1 protein-coding gene is annotated in these 826 nt (G+C 23.7%); it reads right to left on the reverse strand.

The features are described 5' to 3' along the window. Positions 1-209 precede the first annotated feature (209 nt). Positions 210-731, reverse strand: a complete 522-nt coding sequence (locus tag M0D11_RS06200; protein ID WP_174481292.1) for a ferritin-like domain-containing protein — start codon at positions 729-731, stop codon at positions 210-212. Between the last annotated feature and the right edge of the window lie 95 nt (positions 732-826).

An 826-nucleotide genomic window follows, 5' to 3' on the forward strand; every position in this document is an offset into this window, starting at 1 on the left:
CAATCAAAAAATGCAAGCAAACAAAAATGAGAGAATAGGGGCTTAATAGAATCTCAATTACCTTTGGAAACAAAAGCAGAAATATTAAATACAGTTTAAACTATCAAGTAGAAGAAAAACAAAAAAATACAACAAATTTTTATAAAAAAATAAAAAATGTATAATTTTTTTATACATTTTTGGTGAAAATTAAGAGTTAAATATGAAATTTATTCGGGTTCATAAAATGGAACAATAACTTTTAAAGTATCTGGCTCTTCAGTTTTTAGTAAACGTTTGTCAATTTTATAAAGGTTACTATTAGACATTGCAATTCAATCCAATAAGTCTTTTTCATAAGCAATTTCTTCATAGAAATCAATTAAGAATCAGTCATAAAATTTCGCAGTTAAATTATCATTATTTTCACGAGCACTTTTAACAAGTTTATTAGTAAAATCAAGTAATTCTTCTTTAGTAGATTTTAATTTTTTTAATGCTTCTTCAATGTTTTTTGTAGTAAAAGTTGGAACTTTAATGTCTTTAATTTCAACTTGAGCATCTTGATCCATTAAATAGTTACAAATTTTACGAATATGAACAACAGCATCAGCTGCTTCTACTTGGAAGAAGCGTGCAAACCCAGGATATCCTTTTTGATTTGCATCATTACTTAATTTAAAACTAAGCATTTGATATTTTAGATGTTCACTAATATAATCATTTAGATCATCGTTAATCTTTTTAATCATTAAATACACCTTCTTTCTTGGCTTTATATGTATTATACTACTTTAATACTATATATATTAAAATAAATTAAGAATAAAAATATTGTTAATTAATT

The organism is Spiroplasma endosymbiont of Lariophagus distinguendus, assembly GCF_023846195.1.
In the GTDB taxonomy this organism is placed as follows: Bacteria; Bacillota_I; Bacilli_A; order Mycoplasmatales; family VBWQ01; genus Spiroplasma_E.